This is a genomic window from Lysinibacillus antri (assembly GCF_003977595.1).
Taxonomy (GTDB): domain Bacteria; phylum Bacillota; class Bacilli; order Bacillales_A; family Planococcaceae; genus Ureibacillus; species Ureibacillus antri.
The window spans coordinates 1-18,580 of the sequence record NZ_RYYR01000014.1 but is presented as its reverse complement, the minus strand read 5'-3'; the positions used below and the strand labels follow the sequence as shown (position 1 = coordinate 18,580).

General features: G+C 36.0%; 17 protein-coding genes, 1 rRNA gene and 2 riboswitches. Of the genes, 16 read left to right on the top strand and 2 right to left on the bottom strand.

Translation table 11 applies throughout. The features are described from left to right. Window positions 1–41 precede the first annotated feature (41 nt). Together EK386_RS11455 and EK386_RS11450 are read right to left on the bottom strand one after the other, a co-directional pair. Window positions 42–800: an ABC transporter permease gene (locus tag EK386_RS11455; RefSeq protein WP_126659306.1), complete on the bottom strand. Its 759-nt coding sequence runs from the start codon at window positions 798–800 to the stop codon at window positions 42–44. Next, window positions 797–1,528 (bottom strand): ABC transporter ATP-binding protein, encoded by a 732-nt coding sequence (locus tag EK386_RS11450; protein WP_126659305.1) that lies wholly within the window; start codon window positions 1,526–1,528, stop codon window positions 797–799. The genes EK386_RS11455 and EK386_RS11450 overlap by 4 nt, the downstream gene beginning before the upstream one ends. Window positions 1,529–1,879: 351 nt before the next feature. Between EK386_RS11450 and EK386_RS11445 the strand changes: the two genes are divergently transcribed. The 16 genes from EK386_RS11445 to EK386_RS11370 form a co-directional block, all read left to right on the top strand. Further along, window positions 1,880–3,349, top strand: a complete 1,470-nt coding sequence (locus EK386_RS11445) for a nicotinate phosphoribosyltransferase (protein ID WP_126659304.1) — start codon at window positions 1,880–1,882, stop codon at window positions 3,347–3,349. Window positions 3,350–3,360: 11 nt separating this feature from the next. Beyond that, the gene (gene nadE / locus EK386_RS11440; RefSeq protein ID WP_126659303.1) at window positions 3,361–4,188 is read left to right on the top strand and encodes an NAD(+) synthase; all 828 of its coding nucleotides are present in this window, start codon (window positions 3,361–3,363) and stop codon (window positions 4,186–4,188) included. A 216-nt stretch (window positions 4,189–4,404) separates the two neighbouring features. Next, a complete protein-coding gene (locus EK386_RS11435; protein WP_126659302.1) occupies window positions 4,405–4,749 on the top strand; it encodes a hypothetical protein in 345 nt (114 codons plus the stop codon). A 172-nt stretch (window positions 4,750–4,921) separates the two neighbouring features. Beyond that, complete coding sequence (locus EK386_RS11430) at window positions 4,922–5,542, top strand: nitrous oxide reductase accessory protein NosL (RefSeq protein WP_158674416.1); 621 nt, start codon at window positions 4,922–4,924, stop codon at window positions 5,540–5,542. A 27-nt stretch (window positions 5,543–5,569) separates the two neighbouring features. After that, window positions 5,570–6,859: a right-handed parallel beta-helix repeat-containing protein gene (locus EK386_RS11425; RefSeq protein ID WP_126659300.1), complete on the top strand. Its 1,290-nt coding sequence runs from the start codon at window positions 5,570–5,572 to the stop codon at window positions 6,857–6,859. Continuing rightward, entirely contained in the window at window positions 6,856–7,302 is a 447-nt protein-coding gene (locus EK386_RS11420; RefSeq protein WP_246027653.1) for a nitrous oxide reductase accessory protein NosL, read from the top strand. Before EK386_RS11425 ends, EK386_RS11420 begins: the two co-directional genes overlap by 4 nt. Beyond that, window positions 7,303–8,118 (top strand): ABC transporter permease, encoded by an 816-nt coding sequence (locus EK386_RS11415; protein WP_246027652.1) that lies wholly within the window; start codon window positions 7,303–7,305, stop codon window positions 8,116–8,118. Then, the gene (locus EK386_RS11410; protein ID WP_126659299.1) at window positions 8,115–8,798 is read left to right on the top strand and encodes an ABC transporter ATP-binding protein; all 684 of its coding nucleotides are present in this window, start codon (window positions 8,115–8,117) and stop codon (window positions 8,796–8,798) included. The genes EK386_RS11415 and EK386_RS11410 overlap by 4 nt, the downstream gene beginning before the upstream one ends. Window positions 8,799–9,002: 204 nt before the next feature. Then, window positions 9,003–9,947: an AAA family ATPase gene (locus tag EK386_RS11405; protein WP_126659298.1), complete on the top strand. Its 945-nt coding sequence runs from the start codon at window positions 9,003–9,005 to the stop codon at window positions 9,945–9,947. Continuing rightward, window positions 9,944–11,134 carry a DUF58 domain-containing protein gene (locus tag EK386_RS11400; RefSeq protein ID WP_126659297.1) on the top strand — a complete coding sequence of 397 codons (1,191 nt, stop codon included), beginning with the start codon at window positions 9,944–9,946 and terminating at the stop codon, window positions 11,132–11,134. The genes EK386_RS11405 and EK386_RS11400 overlap by 4 nt, the downstream gene beginning before the upstream one ends. Then, the gene (locus EK386_RS11395; RefSeq protein WP_126659296.1) at window positions 11,131–13,323 is read left to right on the top strand and encodes a transglutaminase TgpA family protein; all 2,193 of its coding nucleotides are present in this window, start codon (window positions 11,131–11,133) and stop codon (window positions 13,321–13,323) included. The genes EK386_RS11400 and EK386_RS11395 overlap by 4 nt, the downstream gene beginning before the upstream one ends. 29 nt (window positions 13,324–13,352) lie before the next feature. After that, window positions 13,353–13,454, top strand: a riboswitch (purine riboswitch). A gap of 129 nt (window positions 13,455–13,583) precedes the next feature. Beyond that, window positions 13,584–15,134 carry a glutamine-hydrolyzing GMP synthase gene (gene guaA / locus EK386_RS11390; protein ID WP_281274258.1) on the top strand — a complete coding sequence of 517 codons (1,551 nt, stop codon included), beginning with the start codon at window positions 13,584–13,586 and terminating at the stop codon, window positions 15,132–15,134. A gap of 173 nt (window positions 15,135–15,307) precedes the next feature. Further along, window positions 15,308–15,493: a hypothetical protein gene (locus tag EK386_RS11385; RefSeq protein WP_126659295.1), complete on the top strand. Its 186-nt coding sequence runs from the start codon at window positions 15,308–15,310 to the stop codon at window positions 15,491–15,493. A 250-nt stretch (window positions 15,494–15,743) separates the two neighbouring features. Next, a riboswitch (purine riboswitch) is annotated at window positions 15,744–15,845 on the top strand. 116 nt (window positions 15,846–15,961) lie between these two features. Beyond that, window positions 15,962–17,281 carry an NCS2 family permease gene (locus tag EK386_RS11380; RefSeq protein WP_126659294.1) on the top strand — a complete coding sequence of 440 codons (1,320 nt, stop codon included), beginning with the start codon at window positions 15,962–15,964 and terminating at the stop codon, window positions 17,279–17,281. A 127-nt stretch (window positions 17,282–17,408) separates the two neighbouring features. After that, entirely contained in the window at window positions 17,409–17,837 is a 429-nt protein-coding gene (locus EK386_RS11375; protein ID WP_126659293.1) for an SMI1/KNR4 family protein, read from the top strand. A gap of 572 nt (window positions 17,838–18,409) precedes the next feature. Then, window positions 18,410–18,580, top strand: a 16S ribosomal RNA gene (locus EK386_RS11370); the annotation flags it as partial.

Genomic DNA, 18,580 nt, shown 5'->3' with positions numbered 1-18,580 from the left:
AATTAAATCGAAAAAAAGTATGAATTCTTTAAAGATTAAAATTATAATGCGGAGCTCCTTAATAATTGCATCCGCTCATTGAACAGTGTAGGGTAACTTAAAAAGCCTACTAGGATACTCGAAAGGGCAGCGGTTGTTAAAAGACCGAAAAGAATTAAAATTTGAAATTGTATAGCTTGAACTGGATCCGCACCCCCAATAATTTGTCCACTCATCATTCCGGGTAATTGGACAAGACCAATTGTTTTTTGACTTTCAATCGTAGGAATCATACTAGCTCTAATGGCACTCGTTAATTGTCGATGTACAGCTTGTTTCGGTGTACCACCAAGAGACAATAGAAGTTCAATTTCATCACGGCTGCTTTCAATTTCAGCAGTAAAACGATTTAAAAATAAAATTGATAAAACCATCGAATTTCCAATCAACATACCACTAATAGGAATGATATATTGTGCAGTAGCTGGAACGATTTGAAATCCTAGTAAAATTCCTTGAGTAACCACTTCCACTATTACAAGTGTAACGGCAATCTTCCATGTGATTCCTCGTATAGCTTTCCCTTTTTTTCTTGCATTTAACGTAGCAGCTACAATCATTAACAAAATCATTAATAGAATATAAATTATACTATCTGCTTCAAATACCCACTTTAATACATACCCAACAATCATTAATTGGATAATGGAACGAACTGTTGCAATGATTGTATCTTTTTCAAGGTCTAGTTTTAATGTTTTGGATAGTATTAACGGAATGAGTACAAAAATTAACGTTAATGCTAATGTCGAATAGGTCATACTTCCTGACCTCCAAGAGTAATGGTTTGAATAAAGTCATTGGAAGTACTCCATAATCGTTTACTCTCTCCACTTTCTACAAGTTGGCCTTCCATCATCATCCACGTGTAATCCCCAATGCGTTTTGCTTGTTCAATATTATGAGTTATCCAAATAATCGTTGTTTTATACTTCTTATTTATATTTAATAGCAGTTGTTCAATTTCTTGGACAGAAGTTGGATCGAGTGCAGAGGTAATTTCATCGAGTAATAAAATGTTTGGTTGATTCATTAACGTACGAGCGATGGAAACCTTTTGCTGTTGACCACCCGATAAATCCCTGCCTTGTCGGTATAAAAAAGTACGATCCAGACCAACATCTTCTAAAAAGGCGATTGCTTCTTTTTCTAACAAGGTTTTATTTTTTAATTTAAAAGGTAACGCCAGGTTCTCGAAAACAGTTCCTCGAATAATTGGAGAACTTTGTAATACAATTCCAACATTTGTTCGAAGGGCAGTAGGTTCATAGGTAGTGATGGGTTTGTTAAAAATGTAAATGTCACCTGATGTAGGAGAATGTAGGCCATTGCACATTTTTAAAAGAGATGTTTTCCCTGCTCCGGATGGGCCAACAAGGGTAGTAATTTTTCCATTATAAAACACACCACTTACATTATTTAAAATAGACAAATCATTCACTTCATAACAAACTTTTTTAAATTCGATGGCAATGTCGTTGTGTATCATTCATTTTCACCTAATATGTATATGCTTTTATCTATATTATAGCTTTAATTGCGTTTAGTATTAAAATGGATTGCCATTTGAAAAAAATAAAAAAGCTAACTCACGTATTTTGGGGGCGTAAGTTAGCTTATATTTTGATAACTAGCTTGTTAGGGGGAACAAGACTAGGAATATCCAAGTACAAAGTTAAAGTATTTTACGTTAATTTTAAACGCTATAGTCAATTTTTATGACTAATAACATATTCTACAATAATGTGGGATTTTATACAGGTAAGATTGAAATCGATACTTCGACTTTGTTAAATAGTGTATACTATGACTAATTATGAAACTGGAAGAAGGGTCTTGAATGGAATGGAAATTTGCTGATGATAGTTTAACACTTCACACCGACTTATATCAGATTAACATGGCGGAAAGCTATTGGGCTGACGGCATTCATAATAGAAAAGCGGTTTTTGAATTATATTTTAGAAAACTACCTTTTGGAAATGGATATGCGATATTTGCAGGGTTAGAACGTATTTTACAGTATTTACGCGATTTTCATTTTTCCGAGTCAGATATTGCGTACTTATCGAATGAGCTAGGTTACAAGGAAGACTTTATTGAATACTTAAAAAATATTAAATTCACTGGGAATATCTATTCAATGGTTGAGGGCGAGCTTGTTTTTGCGAATGAACCAATTCTTCGGGTAGAAGCACCTCTTGTTGAGGCTCAACTAATCGAAACAGCGCTATTAAATATTGTGAACTACCAAACATTAATTGCGACAAAAGCAAGCCGAATTAAACAAGTGATTAAAAATGAAGGTTCCGCAGAGTTTGGAACGAGAAGAGCACAGGAAATGGATGCTGCAATTTGGGGTGCAAGAGCCGCAGTCATTGGTGGATTCGATTCAACTTCGAATGTACGCGCAGGGAAGTTATTTGATATTCCTGTATCTGGAACTCATGCCCATGCAATGGTCCAAGCTTATAAAAGTGAATATGATGCGTTTCATTCCTATGCGAAACGTCATAAAGACTGTGTATTCCTTGTGGATACGTATAACACGTTAAAATCGGGCGTTCCAAATGCCATTAAAGTAGCGAAAGAACTTGGGGATCAAATTAATTTCGTAGGTATTCGTTTAGACAGTGGAGATATTGCGTTCCTATCAAAAGAAGCAAGACGTATGCTAGATGAAGCAGGATTCCCAAATGCTAAAATCATCGTTTCAAATGACTTAGATGAATATACAATTTTAAACTTAAAAGCCCAAGGAGCCAAAGTAGACTCTTGGGGCATTGGGACAAAACTCATTACTGCCTATGATCAACCAGCTTTAGGAGCAGTATATAAATTGGTGTCTATTGAAAATGCAAAAGGTGAAATGGAAGATACAATTAAAATTACTGCAAATGCTGAAAAGGTATCTACCCCTGGATTAAAAAAGGTTTATCGTATTATTAACCGCGAGAATCGAAAAGCTGAGGGTGACTATATTGTGATGGAAGATGAAAATCCACAACAAGAAGAACGGATTAAAATGTTCCATCCAATCCATACATTCATCTCAAAGTTTGTTACAAATTTCGAAGCAAAAGAGCTACATCATAAAGTAGTAGAACAGGGACAAATTGTTTACAAAAGTCCTACGCTAATGGAAATGAAACAGTATGCACAAGATAATTTAGAATTGTTATGGGATGAATATAAACGCTCCTTAAACCCAGAAGAATATCCGGTTGATTTAAGTCAAAAATGTTGGGATAACAAAATGAGAAATATTGAAGAAGTACGTAATATGGTGCATGATATCGAAAATCGTTAGGGGGAGTTCACATGAGTCATTTACAACAACAAATTATTGATGAACTAAAGGTTCTTCCAACAATTGATCCTGAAGTGGAAGTGCGGAAGTCTATTGATTTTTTGAAGGATTATGCCAAAAAGCATTCTTTTCTTAAAGGGTTTGTAATTGCCATAAGTGGTGGACAAGACTCTACATTAACGGGGAAACTCGTTCAACTGGCAGTGGAAGAATTAAATAATGAATCCGGGGAGAATAATTATTCAACTTATGCAATCCGACTTCCATATGGGGTGCAAGCGGATGAACAAGATTGCCAGGATGCGCTTGACTTTATTCAACCTACAACGATTTACGAAATTAATATTAAACCAGCAGTAGATGCGAGCGTACAATCGTTAATTGATGCTGGAATTGAATTAAGTGATTTTGCAAAAGGGAATGAAAAAGCGCGGGAACGAATGAAGGTACAATATTCAATTGCAGCAATGAAGAATGCAGTCGTAGTAGGTACTGACCATGCCGCGGAATCAATAACAGGCTTTTATACAAAGTACGGTGATGGCGGAGTGGACTTAATTCCGTTATACCGCCTAAATAAACGACAAGGAAAGCAAATTTTAGCTTACTTAAATTGCCCTGAGCACCTTTACTTAAAAACACCAACTGCCGATTTAGAAGAAGAACGACCAGCCTTACCGGATGAAACAGCATTAGGGGTTACCTATGATGAAATTGATGATTATTTAGAAGGAAAAGAAGTTTCGGAAGGAGCAAAAAAAATCATCGAAGGTCATTATTTAAGATCTCAACATAAACGACATATGCCAATTTCTATTTTTGAACATTTCTGGAAGTGAACTTGCATATAGTGTAGATAAAGGGAAAAGTAATCCCTTTATCTACACTTTTTTTGTGGTTCATTCATTGGAGTAAAGTGGAACAACTACAAAAACTCAAAAAAATAAACAAACATTGTAAATATTGTAGGATAGATTCCTTCATAGTAAATCTATTTTACCGATAAAAAGAATGAATATAGGTAAAAAGTTTCAAAAGAGAGGGGGTAAGTGCTTATGAGAACGACACGCGTTCAACCTGTACCCAGCAGTATTTTTCGAAACTCCAGACAATATTTACATTCCAATGAATTGTTTTATCGAGTGATGGAGGAAGGTTCTGGTTTTGGACAGGGACAACAATTCTCCCAACAACAACCTAGGCAAAAACCTGCACAACAAAAAAATAGTCCACCAAAAAGGGTTTTAAAACGGACTACGAATAAACTGATTGTGAAAGGATTACAGTTTGATGCGGATACAGCGGCAACAATGCGCAATAGCCTGTTAGAACAAGCAATAAAAATAAACACTGTATATAATCGAAATTCTCGTATAAGCACTTACCGCACTTCAATTTAATTAATATAAAAGATGGATGTCTCTAAACGGGAGATATCCATTTTTTTGTGTCGCAAAAAAGTCAAAGAAACTTTTCCGTTATTTCACAAGTACTTTCATCTTATTTCACAATTGCTTTGTATATTGGAAGTATATAGTAATACATACTGTTATTTATTGGAGGAGACAACAAATGAATAAGATTGTAGCAATAGTAGTAGTTTGTGGATTCACATTAGCTGCATGTGGAGCAAAGGAAGAGACTGCCGTAGATCAACCAATTACAGAAAAGGAAGTACCTATTCTCGTTGAAGAACCATTACATGATGAGGGGCAGGGGGCTATTTCCGTTAATGGATCAGTTGCTGACGAGGACCAACATATACACGAGCCTGATGAACATACCACATGTGAGATGTGCAATATGCATGTATACGAAAAGAATGATGCGATGGGGATGTTTAGTACAAAGGCGATAAAAAAAGATGGAACGGTTATCTTTTATGATGACATTGGTTGTTTATTAAACGATGAAGTTGCTAAAAACGAAACAAATGAAAAATACGTAAGAGATTTTAATAATTTAAAATGGGCAAAAGTAGAAGATGTAACGATTGTTAAAACAACATTAAAAACACCGATGAATTGGGGATATGCCTACTTTATAGAAGAACAAGATGCTAGATCGTATATTGGTCAAAATGAAGGCGCTTATATTGAAAAACTTGAGACAATTAAAGTACAAGCAAAAATGAAATACGAACAAAAAATGAAACAACAAGGAAAGATGGGGGATATGCCCAACAACGAATAATCGCCCATTATAAAGTAGGTGCAACGAATGAAGATATGGCTAGGGGTATTGGTAGCAGTTAGTAGTTATTTATTGGACATGTCCTTAATCAGTGCAAATTCAAATGATTTACAAAGTTTGATTGATGCGACTGAGGAAGGAGGAGTACTAACCCTTCAAGAAGGTGAATATAAAGGGAATTTTCTTATTCAGAAATCCATGGTCATTATTGCAAATGGTCATGTGGTAATAACAAGTGAACAAGTAAATGAACCTTTATTCCGGATAGAAGACAGTCAAAATGTATCTTTAAAAGGATTAGAACTAATCTCCTCTGGCACAGCTATTAAAGTTAATAGAGTAAAAAATATAGAACTATCTAATCTAGTACTACATAAAGTGTTTAGTGGTATTGAAGTGTATGATTCAAAAAATGTGGAGATCAATCATGTCTCCGTAAATGGAAAAGGCCACCATCCATCGAATTCGGGTAATGGAATCGCAATCTTCACTAGCACAGATATTACAGTAGAAAACAGTCATATGAATGGTGTCCAAGATGGGGTATATATTGAAGGGGTTAAAAATATAATAGTTACCGGCAATGAAGTGGTAAACAGTCGATATGGTAATCATTTTATGTATAGTGAAAACGCGACGATCGTAAATAATCGTTTTACTAAAAATGTAACTGGCCTCATGATCATGATGGCTAATGAGATTTACGTAGAAAGTAATGACATTTCAGACCAAGACGGCTTCAATGGAACAGGTATTACCCTTTATGATACAAAAGTAGTTGAAGTACAAAACAACACGATCGCCGGAAATAAAATTGGACTAACTATACAAAAAACAGCCAATGTACGGGCACTCTCCAACACATTTCAAATGAATCAAACAGCAGTGGAGTCAACGAATTCAGAAAACTCCAATCTACTTGCGAACAACGTATTTATAGGAAATATCGTAAACTGCAGAACAGACGAAATTGGGTTGAATCTAAAAAATAATTACTATGATGACTACACTGGGATTGATATTGATGGGGACGGCATTGGCGACGAACCTTATGTGGCCCTTCAAAGTTTTGGACAATGGATGGTTCGAAAGCCGGTCTACCAATATTATGTCGAATCACCAAGTGTCGTTTTACTGAATCAATTAGACCAACAAGCAAACAGAGGGTCCCAAACTTTATTAGTTGATCAATCCCCCTTAACCAACAAAAACATAAAGCAATACAAAGAATGGCACTTAAATCATTGGCAATTATCGATTGGCATTGCACTTTTAGTTTTATGTTTGATTATATGGAGAAGGAGTGTTTTAACGTGAAGTGGAAATTAGTTCTTGTTGTAGGCTTATTAATGATTCTTGCTGCCTGCTCATCGAAAGAGCCACGTGACATTAATAGCGCGACTGATGTATGTGAAGTATGCAATATGAGTGTTTCAAGTGAGGAACATGCTGCACAAATTGTAATGGATAATGGAGATTATACAGTGTTTGATGATTTAGGATGTTTAATGGAATTCATGATGGATGCTGATGCTTCTGAAATTGGTGGGGCTTTTGTTAAAGATGCATCGGAAAATAAATGGCTGAATATTGAGAAGGCAACCTATGTATATTCAGAAGGGAATTGGACACCGATGAATTACGGTGTATTAGCGTTTGATTCAAAAAAGTCTGCGGAAAATTGGATTGAAAAAGAAGGAATGGGTAAGTTATTATCCTATGATGATTTACAAGGTTTTGAGTGGGGAGTTCATCATTAAATGAACTCTTCCATGTTTATATCATTTGAATGGAAGCAAATGCTCCGCAGCAGATGGTTACAACTTGTAACCATTCTTTTCATCTTTGTATTCGTTGCTATTCTTATGATTCAGCAAATGTCCTTACCGGAAAGTAATGGCTTTACAAGACAGACTGCTTCCATATTAAATGTATTATTATTTTTACTACCTTTGTTTACTTTAACGATGGGAAGTATGAATGTGGCGGGGGATGTGGAAACGGGCTGGTTTGCTTTATTAAAAACGTATCCGATGTCTCTAAATCAATATATTTTTGGCAAATATACCGCCTTGTGTTTATCCTTTACTTTTATTTTAGCTTGTGCACTTGGCGTTGCTTTTACTTTCGGAGGGATATTTGGTGGAGTTAGTTTACCGATCCAATTCATCGGTGTTGCCCTCGCTCTTATTTTCATATTTTCAGCGATTGGCATATTGATTGGCAGTGTTGCTAAAAATCGGTTGCATGCTCTCGCTTTGTCATTAGTTGTATGGGCATTACTATTGCTATTATTATCTTATGCTCTAATGGCCATTGGAACGGTTATACCGGGTCACGTTTTGCAAAAGCTGACGATTCTTTTTTTACATTTGAATCCTGTGGAATGGCTTCGTTTTAGTTATTTTTTATTAGCTGGACAAGCAACGGTGCTTGGACCAACCTATTTTGACTTGATTCAATTTTATGAATCGATACTAGGAAAGGTTGTATTTGCGTTAGTAACCCTTACGTGGGCGGTGATGCCACTGCTCCTAACGAAATATCGCTTAAAGAAACGTGGTGTAGAGAAATGATTGTGGAATGTCAGGGCGTGCATAAAATCTATCGTAATAACCGAGGTATTCAGGATGTTACATTTCAACTAGAAAAAGGGCGTATTATTGCGTTAGCTGGAGGAAATGGGGCAGGGAAAAGTACGCTAATCCGATTACTTACGAGACAAGAAAAGCACCAGCAAGGAAAGATCGATTGGCATGATCAAAAATCCATTCGTTTTATGCCGGATGATGTGGACTTTCCGATTTCCTTAACGGCAGAAGAAATCATAACGTACCTGGCATCATTAAAAAAATGCACGAAAAAAGAGCAAATCGATGTTTTAAAGCAAGTAGGACTTTATGAAGTAAGAAAACAAAAGGTAGCATCTTATTCAAAGGGAATGAGGCAACGATTGAATCTTGCCCAAAGTCTTTTAGGTGAAGGGAAATTGCTAATTTTGGACGAGCCTACAAATGGGCTTGACCCTTATTGGATTGCTCAATTAAAAGAAATTATGCTAAAAGAACGTAGCAAAGGAAATACAATTCTCTTTTCGACACATATGCTTTCTTTCGCTCAGCAACTTGCTGACGATGTGATTGTGATGCACGATGGACAAGTTTTATTTGAAGGGGATATGAACAAAATTTTAGCGGATCATCAATGTGATGAGCTTGAACAATTATGGTTAGCGAAAATCGGAATAGGATTTTAGAGAAGTCTCAAGATAAAAATTGGGTCTTCTTTATTTTTGTTAAATTCTGTAATAATAAAGACAATTAGTTGTATTCATATTCGTATTTCGTTTATGCTTGAAGTACATTTTTTTGAAAATTGGAACAGTGTCTAGCTACAGTGGCCAGTTTCTTTCGGAGCTGGGCAAGCCGCTTTCGCTTTTCTAATTGGGAGGTTTTAGTGAATGTATAAACAAATCGAAGCAATAATTGAAAATATAGAAAAAGTGATGATTGGGAAAAGGGAAGTTGCTGAATTAAGTGTGATTGCCTTGCTTTCGGGTGGGCACGTGTTACTAGAAGACGTCCCTGGTGTTGGGAAAACAATGATGGTTAAAGCGCTAGCAAAATCAGTGGGGGCAGAATTTAAAAGAATTCAATTTACCCCGGATTTACTACCTACAGATGTCATTGGTGTATCCATCTACAATCCCAAAACACTTCAATTTGAATTTCGACCAGGACCAATTGTCGGAAATATTATTTTAGCGGACGAAATTAATCGGACGTCTCCCAAAACCCAATCTGCGCTTCTTGAAAGTATGGAAGAAGCTTCTGTGACGATTGATGGGAAAACGCTCAATATTCAAAAACCATTTTTTGTTATGGCCACACAAAATCCTATTGAATATGAAGGTACATATCCGTTGCCAGAAGCACAATTAGACCGCTTTTTATTAAAAATAAAGATGGGCTATCCAAACGCGCACGAAGAAATCGAAGTGCTTCGTCGTAGTGAACGGTCTGAGCCTATTATGGATCTAACACCAGTTATTTCTTTAGATGAGTTACTGGCACTACAAGATCAAGTAAGAAATGTCTATGTAGACGATTCAGTGAAAAGTTATATCGTACAACTTGCAAGAGCTACTCGAACAGTAAGTGAAATCTATTTAGGCGTGAGTCCTCGGGCATCCATCGCATTGATGAAAGCATCGCAAGCATATGCCAAAATGCAAGATCGAGATTTTGTAAAACCAGATGACGTTCAATATCTTGCGCCGTTCGTATTCGCACATCGCATTATTTTAAAACCAGAAGCAAGATATGAGGGCGTAACGACAGAGGAGCTTATAAATCGCATTATTTCAAAATCCGTTATTCCCATTAAAAGGTATGCAGAACAATGAATAAAGTAAAACGAGTTTTTGGCCGTAGTGGTCGACTCATTATACTCCTTCTACTAATTGTAAGTACCTTTAGTTATGCGATGTTTCAGGGGGGGTTTGTAAGTTGGTTTGTATTCTATACCATTAGCCCATTCTTACTCTACTCCTTGCTGTTCGCCTTTGCCCCAATACGAATAGTCGACTTTAAACGTGAAATTACTCCCGCGAAGTTACACCGTGGTGATTCTGCCCAAGTAACTATAAGCTTTCAAAACAAATCGTTGTTTCCGTTTGTATTTTTATCGGTAAGAGAGTTAGGAGAAAATATTTCGAAAGTTGATTATAAAAAGGAACGACCTAACCAAATCTTTTTTGTTGGATGGAAGCGAAAGTTTGAATGGACGTATGAGCTTCCACAGGTAGAGCGCGGTGTTATTCAATTTCGTGGTTTGCAGCTTACCTTCTCTGATTTTTTCGGATGGTCTATTCGATATAAGTTTTTAGAAGAAAACAGAAATGTATTGGTTTATCCGAAACTAACAGAAATGAAGTACAAACCGTTTCAAATGCAGTTTGAGCATGGTGGGGTACTATCTCCCTTTTCGATGATAAAGGATACTTCTCTTGTGACAGGGATTCGTGATTACCAACCAGGAGACAAATATTCGTGGATTCATTGGAAATCTTTTGCGAAAAATGAAACGCTACGTACGAAGGAATTCGAGGATCGGCAAACACAAGATATTTTCATTACCATTGACCAAACAATGGATAAGAACTTCGAGTATGCAGTGGATTTAACGGCGTCTATTTTACATAGTGTTGTAAAAAATCATGGTGATATTTCATTTTTAGCCACAGGTGAAAAAAGACACTACTTTCCAAAAATTAAAACTCAATCGCAGCTAGAAAAGGTATTTCAACATTTAGCAATTATTCAACCGAATCCGAAATTATCCTTTGAATCGATTATGGTCAATGAAATAGGACTATTAAATTCTGCCACATTGATAATCGTGACAGGAGAATTGACAGACCAGTTAAAACAATTTTTTATTAAAGGGTCAAAAATGAATCAGGGTATTGTTTGTTTTGTGGTGACAGATACGGATACGCAACAAACAAGAACGACGATTTCAAATGCAAAAGTTGTTCCAATTTCAAAAGACAATATTGAAAATGTATTCACGGAGGTGATGAAGCCGTGAAGAAAAACACCTTTAATCTAGTGGAACTTGGACTCTATTATGTTTTAATCTTTTTTATTTTACGTGAATGGCTTGTACCGGTAATGGAGTTAACAGGTACAGGGTATTTGGAGCTCATTTTATTCTTTATTGCACTGGCTCTTGCGTTAAGTTTGTTCCGGGTTCATTTCGCAATCGCCTTCCTAATTAAGTTTTTCTATATAAGTTGGTTTATTGTTCACGTTTATAGTAAGCAATCCGTTTTTACTCCTGCAGGTATTCAGTTTTTACTTTCGGAATTTCAATATAATATCGGCATTACACTAAGGGCCGACTGGGTTCAAGTAACGGATGCTTTTCGAACATTCCTATTCCTAATCTTAATTTGGATGTTAATTTACCTTATTCACCATTGGATTACGGTGCGAATGACCATTTTCTATTTCCTTGTACTGACTGTATTTTTCATCGGCACCTTAGATACGTTTACTGAGTACGATGGAACGTATGCGATCATTAAAATTATTTTACTAGGATTAGTTATGACGGCCTTTTTATTTTTAAAACGGCTGTTTACCCAAGCTGGCGTAGAACTCAATTGGATGAAGTATATAAAGCTTGTTTTCCCTGTAATATTATTAATTGGTCTTACAAGTATTGTGGCAATTTATTTACCAAAATCAGCACCTCAATGGCCAGATCCAGTGCCATTTCTAAAAGCAGCAACCGGACAAGGTGGAGAGGGCGAACTTTCAAATGGTGTTGGAAAAGTAGGGTATGGGGATAATGATAGCCGGTTAGGTGGCGCTTTCGTTGCAGACGATACCGTTGTATTGTTAGCAGAATCGGAAACGAAACAATATTGGCGGATTGAAACGAAGGATGTTTATACGTCAAAGGGCTGGGAAAATTCAACCTATTATAGTGGATCTTCGACAGTTTATGGGCCGGGTGATTTAATCCAACACTCACTACCGAGCGGACCTGAAGAAGATACAAAGCTAGCGACGATCCATATGCTATATCCTTATGAATTTATCGTACAGCCTTATGGATTAAAATCCATTAGTCAAACAAGTGAAGCCATGCAATTTTTTATGAATGATAACAGTGAAAAAATTGTACCGGTAATGAACAATAATACAATCCAACTCAATAATTATAGTCTTGAGTATAGTAAACCGGTTTATTTATACAGTGATTTGAAAAGTTCGAATCTAGAGAATTTAGATCCCTACTTAGTAGACCGCTATTTACAGCTACCTGAAACATTACCAAACAGGGTAGTAGAGCTAGCGCAAGATGTGGTGGCTGGAAAAGAAAGTGTTTATGATCAAGCGCGGGCCATTGAGATGTATTTTAGACAAAATGGTTTCCGATACGATACAGATGATGTGGCCATCCCCTCAGAGGAACAAGATTACGTAGACCAATTTTTATTTGAAACAAAAGTGGGCTACTGTGATAACTTTTCGACTTCCATGGTTGTTATGTTAAGGTCAGTTGGAATTCCAGCAAGATGGGTAAAAGGCTTTGCTGGTGGCGAATTAATTCGAACAAATGGGGATATGAAAAACTTTGAAGTTACAAACAACGACGCTCACTCATGGGTAGAGGCGTTCATTCCTAATGTAGGATGGATTAATTTCGAACCGACGATTGGCTTTAATAATTCTCGCTCCATTGATTATGATTTCGAAACAGATGATGAACGAGAAGAAGAGTTGTCAGTGGATGAAGAGACAGAACCAGATGAAGTAGTGAAAGAACAAGAGGAGACCCAAAAACAAAATACGAGCCAAAACAATCTATTTACAGCCATTTTTAACTCAATAAAACAACACAAATGGATCTATGTTATAAGTTTATTGATTTTGGTTGGGGGAGCGGCAATTGTTTATGTAAAACGAAAATCGTGGCTTCCAAAAGTGTATTTGAAAATGAGTAAACGTAAACAATATGGTGAATCTTCCTTTGAGTTAATGTATATGCAGTTACTAAAAGTGTTAGAAATGAAAGGGTTAAAACGGAAAGAAGGACAGACGTTAATAACCTTTGCGAAAGAAGTAGATGCTTACTATGAGACGAATCATATGTCCAAAATAACGGTAGCTTATGAGCAGTATTTATACGGAGGACGATCAACAAAGATTGATATGAACCAAATGAAAGAAAGTTGGGAATATTTAATCAATCGGACAACTAGTTGATTTTAGTATAGACTAAGAGTAAAATTTAGAAAAAATAGATAGACTGCCTTCATATAAGTCCGATAATATGGTTCGGATGTATCTACTAAGTTACCTTAAATAACTTATCTATGAGGGCGGGTACAATTGTGCCTGTACATGCATTGTACCCGCCTTTAAAGTTGTGGGATATATGAACGCGTCAGAAAGTTTTCTTTTCAGGCGCGTTTTTTTTACAATATGATTGGCACTACAGAACTATAGAAGAGGTGTAAAGTAGCGTGACAACTCCATTGTTAAAAGAGCAAGAAAAAATCGTCGTACTTGATTTTGGTAGTCAGTTTAATCAGTTGATCACTCGTCGTATTCGTGAGTTTGGAGTTTTCTCAGAACTTCACCCACATACAATTACGGCTGAAGAAATTAAAGAAATGAACGCAGTAGGAATCATTTTCTCGGGTGGACCAAACTCAGTGTATGATGAAAAAGCGTTTAAAGTAGATGAAGCCATTTTTGATTTAGGTTTACCGATTTTTGGTATTTGCTACGGGATGCAATTAATGTCTTATTCATTAGGTGGTAAAGTAGAAGGTGCAGATCACCGTGAATATGGTAAAGCAGAAATCAATGTTTCAGTGCCTAATAAACTATTTGGTGACTTACCAACAGACCAAGTTGTGTGGATGAGCCATGGGGATCTTGTAACAGAAGTACCTGCAGGATTTGAAGTGATTGCGACAAGTGCATCTTGCCCAATTTCAGCAATGCAAAACGTAGAACGTAATCTTTACGCAGTTCAATTCCACCCAGAAGTGCGTCACTCTGTATATGGAAACGATATTTTACGTAACTTTGTATTTGATATTTGTCAGGCAAAAGGCGACTGGTCAATGAGTAACTTCATTGAAATTGAAATAAATAAAATCCGTGAACAAGTAGGCAACAAACAAGTTCTTTGTGCATTATCAGGTGGCGTTGATTCATCGGTTGTAGCGGTGTTAATTCACAAAGCAATTGGGGATCAATTAACATGTATGTTCGTGGATCACAACTTAAACCGTAAAGGCGAAGTTGAACAAGTAATGAAAACTTTCACAGAAGATTTTGATATGAAAGTAATCAAAATCGATGCACGTGAACGCTTCATGGCAAAACTAGAAGGCGTATCGGATCCAGAGAAAAAACGTAAAATTATCGGAAACGAATTTATTTACGTATTTGACGAAGAGTCTTCAAAATTAACAGATATGGACTTCCTTGCTCAAGGAACACTATATACAGATATTATCGAGTCTGGTACAACAACAGCTCAAACAATTAAATCTCACCATAACGTAGGTGGACTTCCAGAAGACATGAAGTTCGAGTTAATTGAACCGTTAAACACGTTATTTAAAGATGAAGTACGTGCGTTAGGTTTAGAACTTGGTCTTCCAGAAGAAATCGTTTGGCGTCAACCATTCCCAGGCCCTGGTCTAGGTATCCGTGTACTTGGCGAAATAACGGAAGAAAAACTAGAAATCGTACGTGAAGCAGACTACATTTTACGTGAAGAAATCAAAAATGCCGGCTTAGAACGCGACATTTGGCAATACTTCTGCGTACTTCCAGACATCCGTTCAGTGGGTGTAATGGGTGATGCGCGTACGTACGATTACGCAGTAGGTATCCGTGCTGTAACATCAATCGACGGTATGACATCTGACTGGGCACGTATTCCATGGGACGTACTAGAAAAAATCTCCGTACGTATCGTTAACGAAGTAAAACACGTAAACCGCGTGCTGTATGATATTACTTCGAAGCCACCAGCGACGATCGAGTGGGAATAGGCTAAATATTTAAAAATACTCTCTTTTGTTTACTTTAATTGTAAACAGAAGGGGGTATTTTTTTGTTGTAGGAATCATATATGTAAATGTAAAATAATAGGTAGTAGTCATTATTAACTATATTTCAAATTAATGTAAATTCGGTCGATAAGTTAGTAAAGGGGGTGTTAGTAATGGGAGTTAACATTGGAGGTATTCAAGTTCAAGGTTCTACAGCATCAATTGTCCAAAGTAATAAACAAGTCGCAGAACAAGCAGTGAATGCAATGATACAGGAAGCAAAAAATGACCCTGCAAAAAATATTCGGGAATTACAGCAGCCGTCACCATTTTCTCAGTTTTTAGATATTAAAGCATAGATATAACGATTAAAGGGTTTTAATGTTAAATAACGAATATGTTCTATCTGAAGACCTCCTTCTCCTAACTTAGAAGGGGGTTTTACTATGTTTTGTAATAGAGTTGACATTAATAACACTATAAAAAATATTATTCGACAAATAACGATAATAGATAGAATATTTAACCATTTTACGAACTTTAACAAAAAAAATATAAATAATGTTCGTGAATAGGGTTGAAATTCGAAAAATGAGATGGTATATTACATGAGTAAATTAAATACGTCGTCGTATAATGTCGAGAATATGGCTCGAAAGTTTCTACCAAACTACCATAAATAGTTTGACTACGATTCGAAAAACTAATAAAACAAAATTCCTTACCGTTTTATTGTTTCGTCAAATCGTAGGCATTCACTACTTATTGTAGAATGTCTTTTTCGTCGTTATTAAGACAACTTGACGACTATACATACGGAGGAAAAAATGAAAAAGTATTTCCAATTTGATGAACTAGGCACAAATTATAGTCGTGAAATTCTTGGAGGTTTTACTACTTTCTTAGCAATGGCTTATATCCTTGTGGTTAACCCATTAACTTTAACATTAGCGGATGTACCAGATTTACCTAATCGCATGGATTATGGTGCGGTGTTCGTTGCTACTGCAGTTTCTGCGGCAATTGGTAGTTTCATAATGGGGATCTTTGCGAAGTATCCATTAGCGCTTGCCCCTGGTCTTGGTCTTAATGCTTTCTTTGCTTATACAGTTATTTTAGTTAACGGAAGTCCGTGGCAACATGCTTTAGCTGCAGTATTTATTTCAGGTGTTTTCTTCTTACTTTTAACATTAACGGGTTTACGTGAAAAATTAATCAATGCTATTCCAATGGAGTTGAAACTAGCAGTCGGTGCTGGTATTGGATTATTTATTGCTTTCATTGGTATGCAAAATGCGGGGATCATCGTAAATAACGATGCAACATTAGTTGGTATTGGTAACTTACGTGATCCACAAGTATTACTTGCGATATTCGGTATTATTATTACAGTAATCTTCTTAGTTAGAGGTTTTAAAGGTGGCGTATTCTACGGAATGGCCATTACAGCAGTTGTTGGTATGATTTTTGGTTTAGTTGATTTACCATCTCAAATTGTAGATGCACCACCAAGTATCGCACCAACATTTGGTTCTGTATTCAGTGCTTTCTCTGATCCAGAATTTTATACATTAACAATGTTATCAGTTATATTAACGTTCTTATTTGTAGATTTCTTTGATAATGCAGGAACTTTAATGGCCGTTGCAAACCAAGCTGGATTTGTAAAAAATAATCGTTTACCTAGAGCAGGTAGAGCACTTGTTTCTGATTCAATTGCAACAATTATTGGTTCGATTTTCGGGACTTCAACAATTACATCATATGTAGAATCATCTTCAGGTGTAGCAGCTGGTGCAAGAAGTGGTTTTGCTTCAGTTGTAACAGGATGCTTGTTCTTATTAGCATTATTCTTCTCACCGGTTTTATCTGTTATTACTTCTGCAGTAACAGCACCTGCGCTAATTATCGTAGGAGTACTGATGGTTGCTTCTTTAGGTGAAATTGCATGGAATCGATTTGAAGTAGCAGTACCAGCATTTTTAACGATGATTATGATGCCATTAACTTATTCAATCGCGACAGGTATTGCAGTTGGTTTCATTTTCTATCCTTTAACAATGATTATTAAAGGTAAGGGAAAAGAAGTAAGTCCAATTATGTATGTATTTGCTTTAATTTTCTTAGTATATCTTGCAACTCTATAATTAAGTTTGAGGCTAATGGAACTCTTTGTTTCATTAGCTTTTTTAATAGATAAATTGGATTTAGGAAAATACTGTTGAACGTTGGAAAGATTTTTACAGCATGAATTTTTGAGAGGTGTGATTAATTATGTGGAAGAATTATTTAAGCAACATAATAGAAGAATGTCAGTTTAAAGCCCCTGCAACTGAAATAGAGTTACTTTCGGTACAAAAAGAATTAAAAATAGAATTACCTAAGAAATTGACTGAATTATTCAATGAGACAAATGGAGTTGATGGCAAATACTACTCTTATATTTGGTCAACAGAACAAATGGTAAGAGAAAATTTATCTGTTTGGGATATTGAAGAATTTGAAAACTATAAAAAACCTGATAACTTATTATTCTTTGTTGATGCAGGTAATGGAGATTTATTTGGTTATTTAATATTAAATGGAAAAGTTCAAAATGACGACATTTATGTATGGAATCATGAAGATGGTAGTCAAACAGTGATTGCATCTTCATTAGAGGAGTTTATTAAAGGTTGGTATGGTGGAGGGATTTCTATTTAAATAAATTTTCTTACTTTAACTAATTACAAGGGTACGTCATTTTGATAAGGGAAGCGTGAAAGGGTAGTTGATTTATATTGAATAATGTCTAGCTCCAATGTGATCCTTGATAATTTTGATAACCTCAGAGAAGACAAAAAGTTTCCCTATGTCGTTACCTTCAATTGTAGTTAGAGGGAGATGGATGTTCTCGATTTCTTATGTAGGAATTATTCTTACTAAATAGAATAGTTTTACTTTTAGTTATCTCTTGCTAACTCTTTTTAGAGGTGATATAGTAATAAACGTTGTTGATGCGATATGAAAATAACAAATTAATTTTGTTGACATATTCAAAGCAAAGTATTATAGTAGTAAGAGTCGCTACGAAATATAGTGGTGAAATAAAAAATGTTGACACACTTAATATGGATGTGTTAAGGTATGAAAAGTCGCTTCTGAGTGGCGAAAATGAACTTTGAAAACTGAACAACAAAACGTTAATGAAATAAAGTTTCTCATTAAGTTGAGAAACAAAATTTGGACATCATAATTGATGCCAGCAAGAAATTTGAGCTAATCAAATTTTCTCTTTTATGGAGAGTTTGATCCTGGCTCAGGACGAACGCTGGCGGCGTGCCTAATACATGCAAGTCGAGCGGACCTTTAGGAGCTTGCTCCTAAAGGTTAGCGGCGGACGGGTGAGTAACACGTGGGCAACCTGCCCTATAGTTGGGGATAACTCCGGGAAACCGGAGCTAATA